This is a genomic window from Labrys sp. HAY1-8F (assembly GCF_056754975.1).
In genome coordinates this window covers 3,552,007-3,564,863 of the sequence record NZ_JBPGWZ010000002.1, presented here as the reverse complement: position 1 = coordinate 3,564,863, position 12,857 = coordinate 3,552,007, and the positions used below count along the sequence as shown (strand labels likewise).

The window sequence follows — 12,857 nt, the reverse complement described above, 5'->3', positions numbered from 1 at the left end:
TTGGAGAAATTCCCATGAAAGACGTGATGGGCATGATGAAGCAGGTGCAGGCCATGCAGGCCAAGATGCAGACCCTGCAGGCCGAGTTGGAACAGGCCGAGGTCGAAGGCGTGGCCGGCGGTGGCCTCGTCAAGGTGCGCCTCACCGCCAAGGGCGAGATGAAGGGTGTCGACATCGACGCATCGCTCTTGAAGGCTGACGAAAAAGAGATCGTCGAGGACCTCGTCCTCGCCGCCCATAACGACGCACGTGGCAAGGCCGACCGCCTGACGCAGGAAAAGATGGGCTCGATCACGGCCGGCCTGCCCCTGCCGCCCGGCATGAAGCTGCCGTTCTGAGGCGCTTCGATGCGGTTGACGGCGCTTGTCGCCTTCTTGGGATTTGTCGTTACGACGATGGCACAAGCTGGCGACTACGCCGTGGGCCAAATATGGTCCTACCGCACACGCCCTGGCGAGGAGGCCTCGCATGTGATCATCGACAAGATCGAGCGAAACTCCACTTTAGGGCAGATTTATCATGTCACCCTGCGGGGTGTGAGAATGAAGAACCTCAATATGAGCAGCGGATTTCAGGACCTGCTGCCCCATCTGACATTGGCGAAGGAATCGTTGGATAAGAGCGTCACCGCTCTGATCGGCGCCGGTAAAGCAGATCCGGAGTTCCTTGACGGTTATCGCGAGTAGAAGACCGCCTTCGACGCGGGCAAAGTGGGAGTTTGGAAGGCTTCACTGAAGCAGATCGCGGGTACGCTCGAAAAAGCTATAAATCCGTGAGCGATCAATATCGCTCGGTCCGCCCCTCCTCGATCTTCATCAAGGCGAAGAAGAAGGAGGGAACCCATCTCCCTCGCCTTGACACACTTCGAACGTTTAAGCTGCCTTCACCGCAGCCGGCGTGTTGCGGAAGCTGATCGCCAGGCGGTTATAGGTATTCATCAGGCCGATCGCGATGGTGAGGTCAGCCACCTCCTTCTCTGAAAACACCGCCCGCACAGCCTCGAATTCGGCTTCGGGCACGGCGGTCTCGGCGACCCTGGTCACTGTCTCCGCCCAGCGCAGCGCTGCCTTCTCCTGTTGGCTGAACAAGTCGCCGGCCTCGTGCCAGACCGGCACCAGCACCAACTTCTCCTGGGGCAAGCCGTCCTTGGTGAGGTCGCGCGAATGCATGTCGATGCAATAGGCGCAGCCATTGATCAGCGAGATCTTCAGATAGACCAGGTTGACCAGCATCCTGGGCAGGCTCTGGCTGACATAGCCATAGACACCGCCGAGGGCTTTCATGCCGGCGGGAGCGGCGGCGTTGTAGTCGAGGCGCGGGGCCATTTCATTTCTCCTGTTCATAGACGGTGAGGTTGCGGTCGCCGGAATCGGCGACGAAGACGGCAAGGAATGAAGCGGGCCTCGTCTTGCTGGCGTTCTCGCTGATCTGATGGTGGGCACCCGGCTCTTCGAACCAGCCCTCGCCGGCGCGATAGACCTTGACCGGGCCACCATTCACCTGGCTGCGGATCGAGCCCGACAGCACATAGGCCCAGACGAAAGCCGATTTGGAATGGGTGTGCGAGGGCGACTTGCCGCCGGGGGCGTAGCGCACGAGAACGCTGGTCATGGTCTTGCCGGACACATTGGGCAGCGCCTGCTCGAACACCGGCGCCGCGCTGGCCCCACCAGCCTTCGATTGCGGCGAATGGGCCACGGCCGGGGTGGCTGCAAGGGCAATGGCCATACCGAGCAAAAGGGCTCTGGAAATCATCATCTTGGTTCCTGTCTTGCGATGACCGCAACATGGTCCACCTTCGGCTCACAAAAAAGCACCAAGAATTGCATCAAATATTGTACCATCCTGGCATGACCGCCCCCTTCCGGATCAGTATCGATCGCACCGCCCAGGCTCCGCTGGCCGTTCAGATCCATCGGGGCATCGCTGCCGCCATCCGCGACGGCCGGCTGGCCAACGGCGCAAGGTTGCCATCCTGGCGCGATCTGGCGGCGCAGCTCGGCGTCGCCCGCGGCACCGTGCGCGTTGCCTATGAAAAGCTCGCCGACGAACAGTTGATCGCCGGCATGGGAGCCGCCGGTACGCGGGTGATCCACGAGGGAGCTCTGCCGAAAACAACGGCACGCCTGCCGGTAGCCACGCCCCTGCCTACCCTGTTTCCCGATTTCGAGCGCCCGCCCGCCACCTTCCAGATGGGCGTACCGGCGCAGGACGCCTTTCCCTTTTCGCTGTGGTCGCGCATCATGGCGCGCAGCGCCCGCGCTGCTGCCGCGGCGCCGGTGAGCTATCCCGATCCGCGCGGCCATATCGAGCTCCGGCGCGAGATCGCCGCCTATCTCGCCTTGGCCCGCGGCATCCAATGCGAGCCGGACCAGGTCCTGGTGACGTCGGGCTATTCCGGCGCCCTCGGCCTCATCCTGCGCGCCCTCGGGCTCGACGGCCGCAAGGCCTGGCTCGAGGATCCCGCCTTCGTCCTGACCCGCGTCGCCCTCGAGCAGGCCCGGGTGACGATCACGCCGGTTCCGGTCGACCAGGACGGCATCGATGTCGCTGCCGGTCTCAGGCTCGCGCCGGATGCCGCCTTTGCGGTGGTCACCCCGGGCCAGCAGGCGCCTCTCGGCCTCACTTTGTCGCTCGAACGGCGCCTTGCCTTGCTCGATTGGGCCCAGGCCCGCCAGGCCTGGATCGTCGAGGATGACTATCTCAGCGAATTGCAGCTCAGGGGGCGGGCCGCACCTGCCCTTGCCTCGCTCGACCGGCGGGGGCGGGTTCTGCATGCCGGCACCTTCAGCAAGACCATCACCCCAGCACTGCGCCTGGGCTTTCTGGTCGTCCCGCCACAACTGGCGGCCCGTTTCGGTGACGTGGCCGCCGCCCTCGCGCCGGCGCCAGCGGTCTCGATCCAGCGAGCCGTGGCGAGCTTCCTGGCGGAGGGGCATTATCTACGGCATCTGCGCCGGATGAAACGCCTCTACGCCGCCCGGCGCGACGCTCTCGCCTCCTGCCTTACCACGTGCATCGGCTTGGGTATGAAGATACATGCCAATGGAGGTCTCGCCGTCCTGCTCGACCTACCCGATACGATCGACGATGTTGCCGTCTCCCGTCAGGCCCTGCCCTTCGGGATAGCGCCCGTGCCGCTCTCACCCTGGTACAGCGGTGCGCGGCGAGCCGGACTGCTGCTGGGCGTCACCAATGTCGACCCCAGGCGTATCGCCAGTGACTGCGACCGCCTGCTGGCCCTGGTCGCAGCCCATGGCTGAGCAGCCGATGCGCCAAGACGGTTTACATTCGCGGGCACTAGTGCACACTGGAGTATCCGCGCCTTGGAGGCTGCGGGGTAGAATTTGATCGAGCTGGCGCTTTCCACGCGAGATCCAAGCAAGACGACTTGGTTTCTGATCCGGACGGATCAAGAAATACATTTCCTGGAGCAAAGTGCGATCCTCCGAACCGCACATTGCTCCAACTCTTTGTTTCGCCGCATCTTTGCGATTTGAAGTGATCCGGTGAAATCGCAAAATGCTTTAGGGAGGCAGGCTGCACCTTCTCATGGCTTCGTATGTCGATCATATCCGCGAGATCGAAAGCGTCAGCCTGGGCGCGGCAACCATCCGCGACGTCACGGTGGTGCAGAGCTGGCTGCGCTGCATCAACAAGCACCGATTGGATCCGGCCCAGGCCTGCGAGGCCTATATCGTGCCGGATACCCAATTGCGCGAGCATCGCCAGCAATCGGAAGAACTGATCGCGATCGCCCGCTCGGGGCTTGAAAACCTGTTCCGCCAGGTGGCGGGGCAGAACTACGTGCTGCTGCTCTCGGACAGGGCCGGCGTGACCGTGGATTTCTACGGCGACCCGCTGTTCAACAACAATCTGCGCAAGGCCGGCCTCTATATGGGCTCGGAATGGTCGGAATCGCGGGCAGGCACCTGCGCGGTCGGCGCCTGCATCGAGGCCGGCGAGGCCCTGACCATCCATCAGACCGACCATTTCGACAATACCCACACGCCCCTCTCCTGCACCGCCGCCCCGATCTACGATATCCAGGGCGGCCTCTCGGCGGTGCTCGACATTTCCCTGCTCAGCTCGCCGATCAAGAAGGCCAGCCAGAACCTGGCGCTGCATCTCGTCTCGGCCACTGTGCGGCGGATCGAGCTCGCCAACCTGATGGCGCAATCGAGCCGTGAATGGGTGCTGCGCTTCTCGCGTTCCCCGGAATTTCTCGATGTCGACCCCGAAGCCGGCATTGCCATCGACGGCTCCGGCCGCATCATCGGCATGACCAATGGTGGCGCCAAGGTCCTGGCGCGTTCAGGCAATCTCGATTGGCGCGATCCGCAGGCCCTGATCGGCCAGCCCCTGTCGCGCTTCTTCGACATGGACATCGACGACCTGCCCGACCTGACGCGCCAGCATCGCCCGCAGGATCGTCTGGTCTTCGCACGGGACGGCAACGCCCTGTTTGCCCATGCCATCGAACCCGATATCGCCGTGCGTTCGCCGGCAGGGACGCGCCACGACATTCCCGCCTCGCTGCGCAATCTCAGCGGCGGCGACGGCCAGCTCGCCGCCTTGCAGGCCAAGGTCGCCAAGCTCGCCCCCAGGCCGGTCTCGATCCTCATCCAGGGCGAAACCGGCACGGGCAAGGAATACCTGGCCCGCGCCATCCATGAGGCAAGCGGCCGGACCGGCAAGTTCGTAGCCGTGAACTGCGCGGCGATCCCCGAACCGCTGATCGAAAGCGAATTGTTCGGCCATCTGCCGGGGGCCTTCACCGGCGCGGCGCCAAGGGGGCGGATCGGGCTGATCGAGGAGGCCAATGGCGGCACGCTCTTCCTCGACGAGATCGGCGACATGCCGCTGGCGCTCCAGAGCCGGTTCCTGCGGGTCTTGTCGGAGCGGGAGCTGACGCCAGTGGGCGCTTCGCGGTCCAAGCCGCTGGACATCCGGGTGGTCTCCGCCTCCAACCGGCCACTCGAGGCGCTCGCCAGGGATGGCGGCTTTCGCGAGGATCTGCTCTACCGGCTCAATGCCGCGACGCTCGTGGTGCCGGCCTTGCGCGAGCGATCCGACTTCATCTGGCTGCTCGACAAGATCCTTGCCAAGCATCGCGTTAACGGCGAGGCGCTGGCGGTCGCGCCGGCAGCTCTGCTCGCGCTCAAGGCCCATCATTGGCCCGGCAACATCCGCGAGCTCGACAATATCGTCTCGGTCGCTGCCGTCTTGTGCCAGAACGGCGTCATCGAATTGTGCGACCTGCCCGAAGCCCTGCTGAGGCGGGCGCTGCCGCCGAGAACCGAGGAGCCGCACACGCAAAGGTCGGCTCTCGAAGCCGTGCTCGCCAGCTGCAACTGGAACGTGTCGCAGGCAGCACGCAACCTGGGCGTCGATCGTTCCACAGTGCATCGCCAGATGAAACGCCACGGCCTGAGTCAACGCAACTGACCTGTTGCAGCACCCCCGCCACAGGTGTGGCATCTGTTGCGCGCCATGCAACGGTTGCCTACGCCCAAGAGGGCTGAAACCGCCCCAGGCCACGACGTCCCGCCGATTGGCACGGCGATTGCTCTTCCTGCCCAACAACATGCAACACGGGAGGAAGACAAGGATGAAGGCCCTGCGATTTCACGCCGCCAAGGATCTGCGGCTCGAAGAACTGCCCAAGCCGAACCAACCGGCACCGGGACAGGTTCTGATCCGCAATCGCTTCGTCGGCATCTGCGGCACGGATCTGCACGAATACGCCTATGGCCCCATCTTCATCCCGGTCGAACCGCATCCCTTCAGCGGAACCAGCGGCCCGCAGATCCTCGGCCATGAATTCGGCGGGGTGGTCGAGGCGGTCGGCGAGGGGGTCGAAGCGGTGAAGCCGGGCGATCGGGTCTCGGTGCAGCCGTTGATCATGCCGCGTTCGGGCGATTATTTCGCCGATCGCGGCCTCTTCCACCTTAGCCCCCAGCTCGCGCTGGCCGGATTGAGCTGGGTTTCGGGCGGCATGGCCGATTATGCCCTGCTCAACGACTACAATGTGCAGAAGATCCCCGATACGCTCAGCGACGAGGAAGCGGCCCTGGTCGAGCCGAGCGCGGTGGCCGTCTATGCCTGCGACCGCGGTGGCGTCACCGCCGGTTCGAGCGTGCTGGTGACGGGCGCCGGCCCGATCGGCCTGCTCACGCTGCTGGCGGCCCGGGCTGCCGGTGCAGCCCAGCTCTTCGTCTCCGACATCAACGACAAGCGCCTCGCCTTCGCCAAGGCGGCCCTGCCCGATCTCATCACCATCAACCCCAAGCACGACAATCCCGGCGAGGTCGTGCGTGCGCTCAGCGAGGGACAGGTCGGCTGCGACGTGGCGATCGAATGCGTGGGCAACGAGCACGCCCTCAAGGCCTGCCTCGACGCCGTGCGCAAACAGGGCGTGGTGGTCCAGACCGGCCTGCATCCGCACGAGAATCCGCTCGACTGGTTCCAGGTGACCTTCAAGGATGTCGATATTCGCGGTTCCTGGGCCTATCCCACCCATTACTGGCCGCGCGTCATCCGCCTGATCAGTTCCGGCCTGCTGCCGGCGAACAAGGTCGTGACCCGCAAGATCACGCTCGACAAGGCCGTCACCGATGGTTTCGACGCCCTGCTCGATCCGGCCGGCGAACAGCTCAAGATCCTGATCGACCTGGCTCGATAACGCCGGATCGCGACAAGTCCGGTTCGAAAACCAAGCCCGATTCGAAAATAAGGAGTTGGAACAAGCAAGCGTTCGTTCTCTGTCCGAAGCAATAGTCTCGAACAACAAGATAAAACGGAGGAAATTCCATGCTCGATCAAAGTCCGCAGGCCAGGGTGGATATGGTCCTGGCCAAGCTCGAACAGGCGCTCGCCAGCGGCGACATCGAGGCTGCAGTCAACCTGTTCCAGGAAGATTGCTATTGGCGCGACCTGGTGACCTTCACCTGGAACCTGCGCACCCTGGAAGGGCGCGAGGCCATCGGCGAGATGCTGGAGGCACAGTTGGCCGCCATCAAGCCGGGCCATTTCCGCCAGGACGCCAAAGAAGCCGCCAGTGACGGCAATGGCGTGACCGAGGGCTGGTTCGAGTTCGAAACGGAGGCAGCGCGCGGCTATGGCCATATCCGCCTGAAAAATGGCCTGATCTGGACCCTGCTCACCACCATGAGCGAGTTGAAGGGCCATGAGGAACCCAAAGGTTTCCGCCGGCCGATGGGAGCCGAGCACGGCAGCGATCCCACGCGCAAGACCTGGAAGGAGAAGCGTGAATCCGAAGCCACGGAACTCGGTTTCAGCGAACAGCCCTATGTCGTCATCATCGGCGGCGGCCAGGGCGGCATCGCACTCGGCGCCCGGCTGCGGCAGCTCGGCGTGCCGACCATCATCATCGAGAAGAACGAGCGACCGGGCGACAGCTGGCGCAAGCGCTACAAGTCGCTCTGCCTGCACGATCCGGTCTGGTACGACCACCTGCCCTACATCCCCTTTCCCGACAATTGGCCGGTTTTCGCGCCCAAGGACAAGATCGGCGACTGGCTGGAGATGTACACCAAGGTGATGGAGCTGAACTATTGGAGCTCCACCACCTGCAAATCCGCGAGCTTCGACGAGACGGCCAAGGAATGGACCGCGATCGTCGAGCGGGACGGCCGCGAGATCACCTTGAAACCCAAACAGCTCGTGCTGGCCACCGGCATGTCGGGCAAGGCCAACATACCGAAGATCAAGGGCCAGGACGTCTTCAAGGGCGAGCAGCAGCATTCCTCCCGCCACCCCGGCCCGGACGCCTATCGCGGCAAGAAAGTGGTGGTGGTCGGCTCCAACAACTCGGCCCACGACATCTGCGCGGCCCTGTGGGAGGGCGGCGCCGACGTCACCATGCTGCAGCGCTCCTCCACCCATATCGTGAAATCGGACTCGCTGATGGAGATCGGGCTCGGCGACCTCTATTCGGAGCGCGCAGTGGCCGCCGGCATGACCACCCGCAAGGCCGATCTGATCTTCGCCTCGCTGCCCTATCGCATCCTGCACGAGTTCCAGGTGCCGGTGTACGACAAGATCCGCCAGAAGGATGCCGAGTTCTACCAGCGGCTGGAGAAGGCCGGCTTCATGCTCGATTTCGGCGACGACGATTCCGGCCTGTTCATGAAATATCTGCGCCGCGGTTCGGGCTACTACATCGATGTGGGCGCCTGCGACCTGGTGGCGGATGGCCGGATCAAGCTGGTCAGCGGCGTCGGCATCCGCGAATTGAACGAAACCGGCGTCGTGCTGGAGGATGGCCGCGAACTGCCGGCCGATCTCATCGTCTATGCCACCGGCTACGGTTCGATGAACGGCTGGGCCGCCGACCTGATCTCCAAGGAAGTGGCCGACAAGGTCGGCAAATGCTGGGGACTGGGCTCTGATACCACCAAGGATCCCGGGCCCTGGGAAGGCGAGCAGCGCAACATGTGGAAGCCCACGCAGCAGGAAGCTCTATGGTTCCACGGCGGCAATTTGCACCAGTCCCGCCATTACTCGCTCTACCTGTCCCTGCAGCTCAAGGCTCGCAAGGAGGCGATCCCGACACCGGTTTACAAGATCCAGGAACGGCATCATCTGTCCTGAGACGGTGTCGTACTGTCACGATAAGTGATGGAACATCAGGGGCGGCCACAAACCGCCCCTTTCTTTCATAGGGCCTCTACTTTCCCCATCCCTCGCGGGCCGACAGGCTCGACAGAGCGGCCAGCAGATCGGTCTGGGTGACGAGCCCGGCAATGTGCTTGTCGTCGTCGACGATGACCACGGCATGGGCAGTGCCGTCGGTGAGGGCGGGAACGAGTCCGAGCGCGGGGGCTCCCGGCGTGGAGAGAGTGGGCAGGGTCATGACGTCCCCTACCTGCTTCACCGGGCCGGCAAGGTCGCGCAGGCCCACCGTTCCGACCACGCGGTCGTGGAAGTCGATCACCGGCAGGGTGCGGACATTATGCTCCAGCAGGAGCTTGATCGCCGTCTCGGCGCTGGCTTCGGGCTCGATGGTGACGATGTCGCGCGACATGATGTCGGCGCAGGTGAGATCGGCATGGGAGCGCGACAGCGCCCGCTGTTCGACCCGCCGCAGCAGGCGGTCGATATCCTGCCGGTCGATGTCGAAAGTCTCGCCGAGATCGGTCAGCGCCCCCTCGATATCCTCGTCGCGAAAGCCGACCCGCAGAGAGGGTACGGGGTCGCTGGTGCCATGCGTGCTGACCGGGACGGAAGCCGGCACGTGCGGATAAGGGTGGCGGGAGAAGCGGTGGAACAGCCAGCCCAGCGCCACCAGCAACGCCGAGTTGAGGCAAACAGGCACGAGGGCAAAGCCGAAGCCGGCGGCGGCCACTGCGGGGCCCCCGATCACTGCCGTCAGGGCAGCGGCCCCGCCGGGCGGATGCAGGCAGCGCGTCAGCGACATCACCGCGATGGCAAGACCAACCGCCAGACCGATGGCCAGCATCGGCTCATGCACGAACTGGGTGACTGTGATGCCGCACAGTGCCGAGAGCGTATTGCCGCCGATGATCGACCAGGGCTGGGCCAGCGGACTGGCCGGCACGGCAAAAAGCAGCACGGCCGAAGCGCCGACAGGCGCCACGATGAAAGGAAGATGCGGATCGCGGCCAAAGACGAGTGTGCAGACCAGGCCGGTCAAGCCGATGCCCACGATGGCGCCCAGGCTGGCGAACAGCCGGTCGCGCAAGGTAGCCCCGGCCAGGACCGGCGAGAACAGCTTGAAGGGAAGAAGCGCCATGGACCCACCCGGCAGACAAAGAGGGCGCAGTCCGCCCGCCGCGATATATCGCGAAGCGATAGGTGCTTAAAGCTTAGGCAGTCGGCATTCAAGGTACGAAAGGACGCAGTGCCCCTGGGAGCGCGGACATCCTGTCCGCATCTTGGAAACATGGTGCTTGCAGGATGATAAGAGGCGGACAGGATGTCCGCGCTCCCAGGAAGCCATGTACAAAACGACCACTCCCGCACTCTCCCCTCGCGCCTCAGCCGCAAATCACCTATCTGAGCTTCATGGCATCCGTTACCGGCCCTGAAATCGAACGCCTGATCCAGTTGCTCGCCCGCCTGCCCGGGCTCGGGCCGCGTTCGGCACGCCGGGCCGCGCTGACGCTGATCAAGAAGCGCGAGCAGTTGATGGTACCGCTGGCATCGGCTCTGCAAATCGCCTGCGAGCGCGTGGTGGTCTGCTCGAACTGTGGCAATATCGACACCTCCGACCCCTGTACTTTGTGCAGCGATGCCCGGCGGGAGAACACGCTGCTGGTGGTGGTCGAGGATGTTGCCGATCTCTGGGCCCTGGAGCGGGCCGGTGTCGTCAATGCCCGCTACCACGTGCTCGGCGGCACGCTTTCGCCGCTCGACGGCATAGGTCCTGAGGACCTCACCATCGACAGGCTGGTCGCGCGCGTCACTGAGGATGGGGTTTCCGAGGTAATTCTCGCCCTCAACGCCACGGTCGACGGCCAGACCACCGCCCATTACGTCACCGATCTTCTGGCACCCACGGGCGTCAAGGTGACGAAACTGGCGCATGGCGTGCCGGTTGGAGGCGAGCTTGACTATCTCGACGAGGGCACCTTGGCCGCCGCGATCCGCAGCCGGACGCCGTTTTGAGGTAGGAGCGCGGACATCTCAGCGACATGCTTGCATGCCGCGGTGTCCGCTCTTTTCTTACTAGAAATGCAATGTTTCCAAGAGCGGACAGGATGTCCGCGCTCCAAGGAGCCACCATGCCCCAGCTCATCATCACCTATTGGCGCGACATTCCCACCATGGTGGTGGCCAAGCAGGGCCGCACCAGCGCCAAGCGCGAACTGAGCTCCCGCTTCGGCGAGGCCGTCGACATGGCGGCGATGCGTGGCGGCGCCGCCGGCACCGACGATTATCTCTCCGAATTCCATCGCAGCCCCCCGATCGAGTGCGGCGACGACCTCGAAGCGGAAGTTTCGGCGGCGGCGGCCAAGATCGAGGCGGAATACGACAAGGAACGGTTGGCGGCTCTTGCCAAGAATGGCGGCAAGGAAATTTCCTGATCCGTTCAATGCGAGCTCACGAGCCATGCGCACGCCCGCTGCCTTCGAAGCCACCGGAAAGCCACCGCGCGACGCGAAGAAATTCGCCCTGCGCTTCTGGGCCATCCGCCATTCCGCCGCGATGGAGCGGGTCTATGACGGTGTCGAGTGGACACTGGTCAAGCTCTCGCCTCTGTTCACGGCGATCGGCTGGGAGAGGCTGGAAAAGCCGGTGGCCAAGGTCGAGAAGCTCGTCAAGTCGACCCTGTTCGACTGCAAGATGTGTGGCCAATGCGCGCTGTCCTCCACCGGCATGTCCTGCCCGATGAATTGTCCCAAAGGCCTGCGCAATGGGCCCTGCGGCGGTGTGCGGGCCAATGGCAATTGCGAGGTTTATGCCGATATGCCCTGCGTCTGGGTCAAGGCCTATGAGGGCTCGCGCAACATGGCTGCTGGCAGTGCGATCGAGGCGCCGCAGGGGCCGGTCGATCACCGCCTGAAAGGGCAGTCCTCCTGGCTTTCCGTCGCTCGCGAGAAGTCGGGCTACAATGCCAGGATCGCGGCCGAGAAGGCAGCAGCGGCGGCCGCCGCCAAGGCCAAGGCAGCAGCAGCCAAATCCAATGCAACCGCGGCCAGCGGAGGCAAACCATGAGCATCGATAACAGGCTACCGCATCCCGACGATTTCGGGCCTCACCCGGCAGCCCCCCTGCCCGAATTGCCGGGCCACACCTCGCGCGGGCGTCTCGAACGCGTGCTGCGCCGCGGAGAGTTTGCCGTCACGGCCGAGCTCAACCCGCCCGATTCGGCCAATCCCGACGACGTGCTCGAACGGGTGAAGCCGTTCGAGGGTTGGGTCGACGCCGTCAACGCCACCGACGGCTCCGGCGCCAATTGCCACATGTCCTCGGTGGCGATCTGCGCCCTGCTGACCCGTGTCGGCTATTCGCCGGTGTTCCAGATCTCCTGCCGCGACTACAACCGCATCGCTATCCAGGGCAATGTACTGGGCGCCGCCGCGCTCGGCGTATGCAATGTGCTGTGCCTGTCCGGCGACGGCGTGCAGAGCGGCGACCATCCCGAGGCCAAGCCGGTCTTCGACCTCGATTCGACAGCCCTGCTTTCCACCATCCGCACCATGCGCGACGAGCAGCGCTTCTTGTCGGGGCGCAAGATCACCACGCCACCCGCCATGTTCCTGGGCGCGGCGGCCAATCCCTTCGTGCCGCCCTACGATTTCCGCCCGATCAACCTAGCCAAGAAGATCCAGGCCGGGGCGCAATTCATCCAGACCCAATATTGCTTCGACGTGCCGCTGCTCGAGCGTTTCATGGCCCGCATCCGCGACATGGGCCTGCACGAGAAATGCTTCATCATGGTCGGCGTCGGCCCGCTCGCCTCCGCCCGCACCGCCAAATGGATGCGCTCCAACGTGCCCGGCGTGCATGTGCCCGACGAGGTGATCAAGCGCCTGGAAGGTGCGCAGGATCAGAAGGAGGAAGGCAAGCGGCTGTGCATCGACATCATCCAGCAGGTCCGCGAGATCAAGGGCGTCGCCGGCGTGCATGTGATGGCCTATCGGCAGGAAGAATATGTCGCCGAGATCGTGCATGAATCCGGCGTGCTGGCCGGCCGCACGCCCTGGCGCCGCGACATGGCCCCGAGCCCGATGCCGCATGAGGAGATGGTGGGGGCGCAGTAGCACCATTTCAGATTGTACGGGCATCGGTGACATGCTGGCATGTCACCGATGCCCGTTCCTGGAAGCTCAGCGCTTGCAGAAAGGAAGAACGGGCAGGATGCCCGT

13 protein-coding genes are annotated in these 12,857 nt (G+C 64.2%); 10 read left to right on the top strand and 3 right to left on the bottom strand.

What is annotated here, in order from left to right; translation table 11 throughout:
* Positions 1-14: 14 nt before the first annotated feature.
* Both ACR9ZN_RS25540 and ACR9ZN_RS25535 read left to right on the top strand, forming a co-directional pair.
* Complete coding sequence (locus ACR9ZN_RS25540; RefSeq protein ID WP_149252613.1) at positions 15-338, top strand: YbaB/EbfC family nucleoid-associated protein; 324 nt, start codon at positions 15-17, stop codon at positions 336-338.
* Between the two features lie 9 nt (positions 339-347).
* Positions 348-686, top strand: a complete 339-nt coding sequence (locus ACR9ZN_RS25535) for a hypothetical protein (RefSeq protein ID WP_481273499.1) — start codon at positions 348-350, stop codon at positions 684-686.
* A gap of 186 nt (positions 687-872) precedes the next feature.
* On the opposite strand, the gene ACR9ZN_RS25530 is transcribed toward ACR9ZN_RS25535, so the two are convergent.
* The gene (locus ACR9ZN_RS25530) at positions 873-1,325 is read right to left on the bottom strand and encodes a carboxymuconolactone decarboxylase family protein (protein WP_454811965.1); all 453 of its coding nucleotides are present in this window, start codon (positions 1,323-1,325) and stop codon (positions 873-875) included.
* A 1-nt stretch (position 1,326) separates the two neighbouring features.
* The gene (locus ACR9ZN_RS25525; protein WP_481274394.1) at positions 1,327-1,755 is read right to left on the bottom strand and encodes a cupin domain-containing protein; all 429 of its coding nucleotides are present in this window, start codon (positions 1,753-1,755) and stop codon (positions 1,327-1,329) included.
* Positions 1,756-1,850: 95 nt separating this feature from the next.
* On the opposite strand from ACR9ZN_RS25525, the gene pdxR reads away from it, so the two are divergent.
* From pdxR to ACR9ZN_RS25505, 4 genes are all read left to right on the top strand, one after another.
* Positions 1,851-3,263 (top strand): MocR-like pyridoxine biosynthesis transcription factor PdxR, encoded by a 1,413-nt coding sequence (gene pdxR / locus ACR9ZN_RS25520; RefSeq protein WP_481273498.1) that lies wholly within the window; start codon positions 1,851-1,853, stop codon positions 3,261-3,263.
* Between the two features lie 289 nt (positions 3,264-3,552).
* Positions 3,553-5,448: a sigma-54-dependent Fis family transcriptional regulator gene (locus ACR9ZN_RS25515; protein WP_481273497.1), complete on the top strand. Its 1,896-nt coding sequence runs from the start codon at positions 3,553-3,555 to the stop codon at positions 5,446-5,448.
* A gap of 163 nt (positions 5,449-5,611) precedes the next feature.
* Positions 5,612-6,685, top strand: coding sequence for a 2,3-butanediol dehydrogenase (locus ACR9ZN_RS25510; RefSeq protein ID WP_481273496.1), 1,074 nt, complete (start codon positions 5,612-5,614; stop codon positions 6,683-6,685).
* Between the two features lie 128 nt (positions 6,686-6,813).
* Positions 6,814-8,616 carry an NAD(P)-binding domain-containing protein gene (locus tag ACR9ZN_RS25505; protein ID WP_481273495.1) on the top strand — a complete coding sequence of 601 codons (1,803 nt, stop codon included), beginning with the start codon at positions 6,814-6,816 and terminating at the stop codon, positions 8,614-8,616.
* 76 nt (positions 8,617-8,692) lie between these two features.
* On the opposite strand, the gene ACR9ZN_RS25500 is transcribed toward ACR9ZN_RS25505, so the two are convergent.
* The gene (locus tag ACR9ZN_RS25500; RefSeq protein WP_454811959.1) at positions 8,693-9,778 is read right to left on the bottom strand and encodes an HPP family protein; all 1,086 of its coding nucleotides are present in this window, start codon (positions 9,776-9,778) and stop codon (positions 8,693-8,695) included.
* Positions 9,779-10,050: 272 nt separating this feature from the next.
* Between ACR9ZN_RS25500 and recR the strand changes: the two genes are divergently transcribed.
* The 4 genes from recR (at position 10,051) to ACR9ZN_RS25480 (ending at position 12,752) form a co-directional block, all read left to right on the top strand.
* A complete protein-coding gene (recR, locus tag ACR9ZN_RS25495) occupies positions 10,051-10,653 on the top strand; it encodes a recombination mediator RecR (RefSeq protein ID WP_481273494.1) in 603 nt (200 codons plus the stop codon).
* Between the two features lie 116 nt (positions 10,654-10,769).
* Positions 10,770-11,072, top strand: a complete 303-nt coding sequence (locus tag ACR9ZN_RS25490; protein ID WP_454811957.1) for a virulence factor — start codon at positions 10,770-10,772, stop codon at positions 11,070-11,072.
* 25 nt (positions 11,073-11,097) lie between these two features.
* A complete protein-coding gene (locus ACR9ZN_RS25485; RefSeq protein WP_434959208.1) occupies positions 11,098-11,703 on the top strand; it encodes a methylenetetrahydrofolate reductase C-terminal domain-containing protein in 606 nt (201 codons plus the stop codon).
* Positions 11,700-12,752, top strand: coding sequence for a methylenetetrahydrofolate reductase (locus tag ACR9ZN_RS25480; protein WP_434959207.1), 1,053 nt, complete (start codon positions 11,700-11,702; stop codon positions 12,750-12,752). The genes ACR9ZN_RS25485 and ACR9ZN_RS25480 overlap by 4 nt, the downstream gene beginning before the upstream one ends.
* Positions 12,753-12,857 lie beyond the last annotated feature (105 nt).

Bases quoted from the DNA above. Each gene is read 5' to 3' on its own strand.
- ACR9ZN_RS25485 (WP_434959208.1), top strand. From the start codon at position 11,098: ATGCGCACGCCCGCTGCCTTCGAAGCCACCGGAAAGCCACCGCGCGAC.
- ACR9ZN_RS25480 (WP_434959207.1), top strand. From the start codon at position 11,700: ATGAGCATCGATAACAGGCTACCGCATCCCGACGATTTCGGGCCTCAC.
- recR (WP_481273494.1), top strand. From the start codon at position 10,051: ATGGCATCCGTTACCGGCCCTGAAATCGAACGCCTGATCCAGTTGCTC.
- ACR9ZN_RS25530 (WP_454811965.1), bottom strand. From the start codon at position 1,325: ATGGCCCCGCGCCTCGACTACAACGCCGCCGCTCCCGCCGGCATGAAA.
- ACR9ZN_RS25535 (WP_481273499.1), top strand. From the start codon at position 348: ATGCGGTTGACGGCGCTTGTCGCCTTCTTGGGATTTGTCGTTACGACG.
- ACR9ZN_RS25515 (WP_481273497.1), top strand. From the start codon at position 3,553: ATGGCTTCGTATGTCGATCATATCCGCGAGATCGAAAGCGTCAGCCTG.
- ACR9ZN_RS25510 (WP_481273496.1), top strand. From the start codon at position 5,612: ATGAAGGCCCTGCGATTTCACGCCGCCAAGGATCTGCGGCTCGAAGAA.
- pdxR (WP_481273498.1), top strand. From the start codon at position 1,851: ATGACCGCCCCCTTCCGGATCAGTATCGATCGCACCGCCCAGGCTCCG.
- ACR9ZN_RS25500 (WP_454811959.1), bottom strand. From the start codon at position 9,778: ATGGCGCTTCTTCCCTTCAAGCTGTTCTCGCCGGTCCTGGCCGGGGCT.
- ACR9ZN_RS25540 (WP_149252613.1), top strand. From the start codon at position 15: ATGAAAGACGTGATGGGCATGATGAAGCAGGTGCAGGCCATGCAGGCC.
- ACR9ZN_RS25490 (WP_454811957.1), top strand. From the start codon at position 10,770: ATGCCCCAGCTCATCATCACCTATTGGCGCGACATTCCCACCATGGTG.
- ACR9ZN_RS25505 (WP_481273495.1), top strand. From the start codon at position 6,814: ATGCTCGATCAAAGTCCGCAGGCCAGGGTGGATATGGTCCTGGCCAAG.
- ACR9ZN_RS25525 (WP_481274394.1), bottom strand. From the start codon at position 1,755: ATGATTTCCAGAGCCCTTTTGCTCGGTATGGCCATTGCCCTTGCAGCC.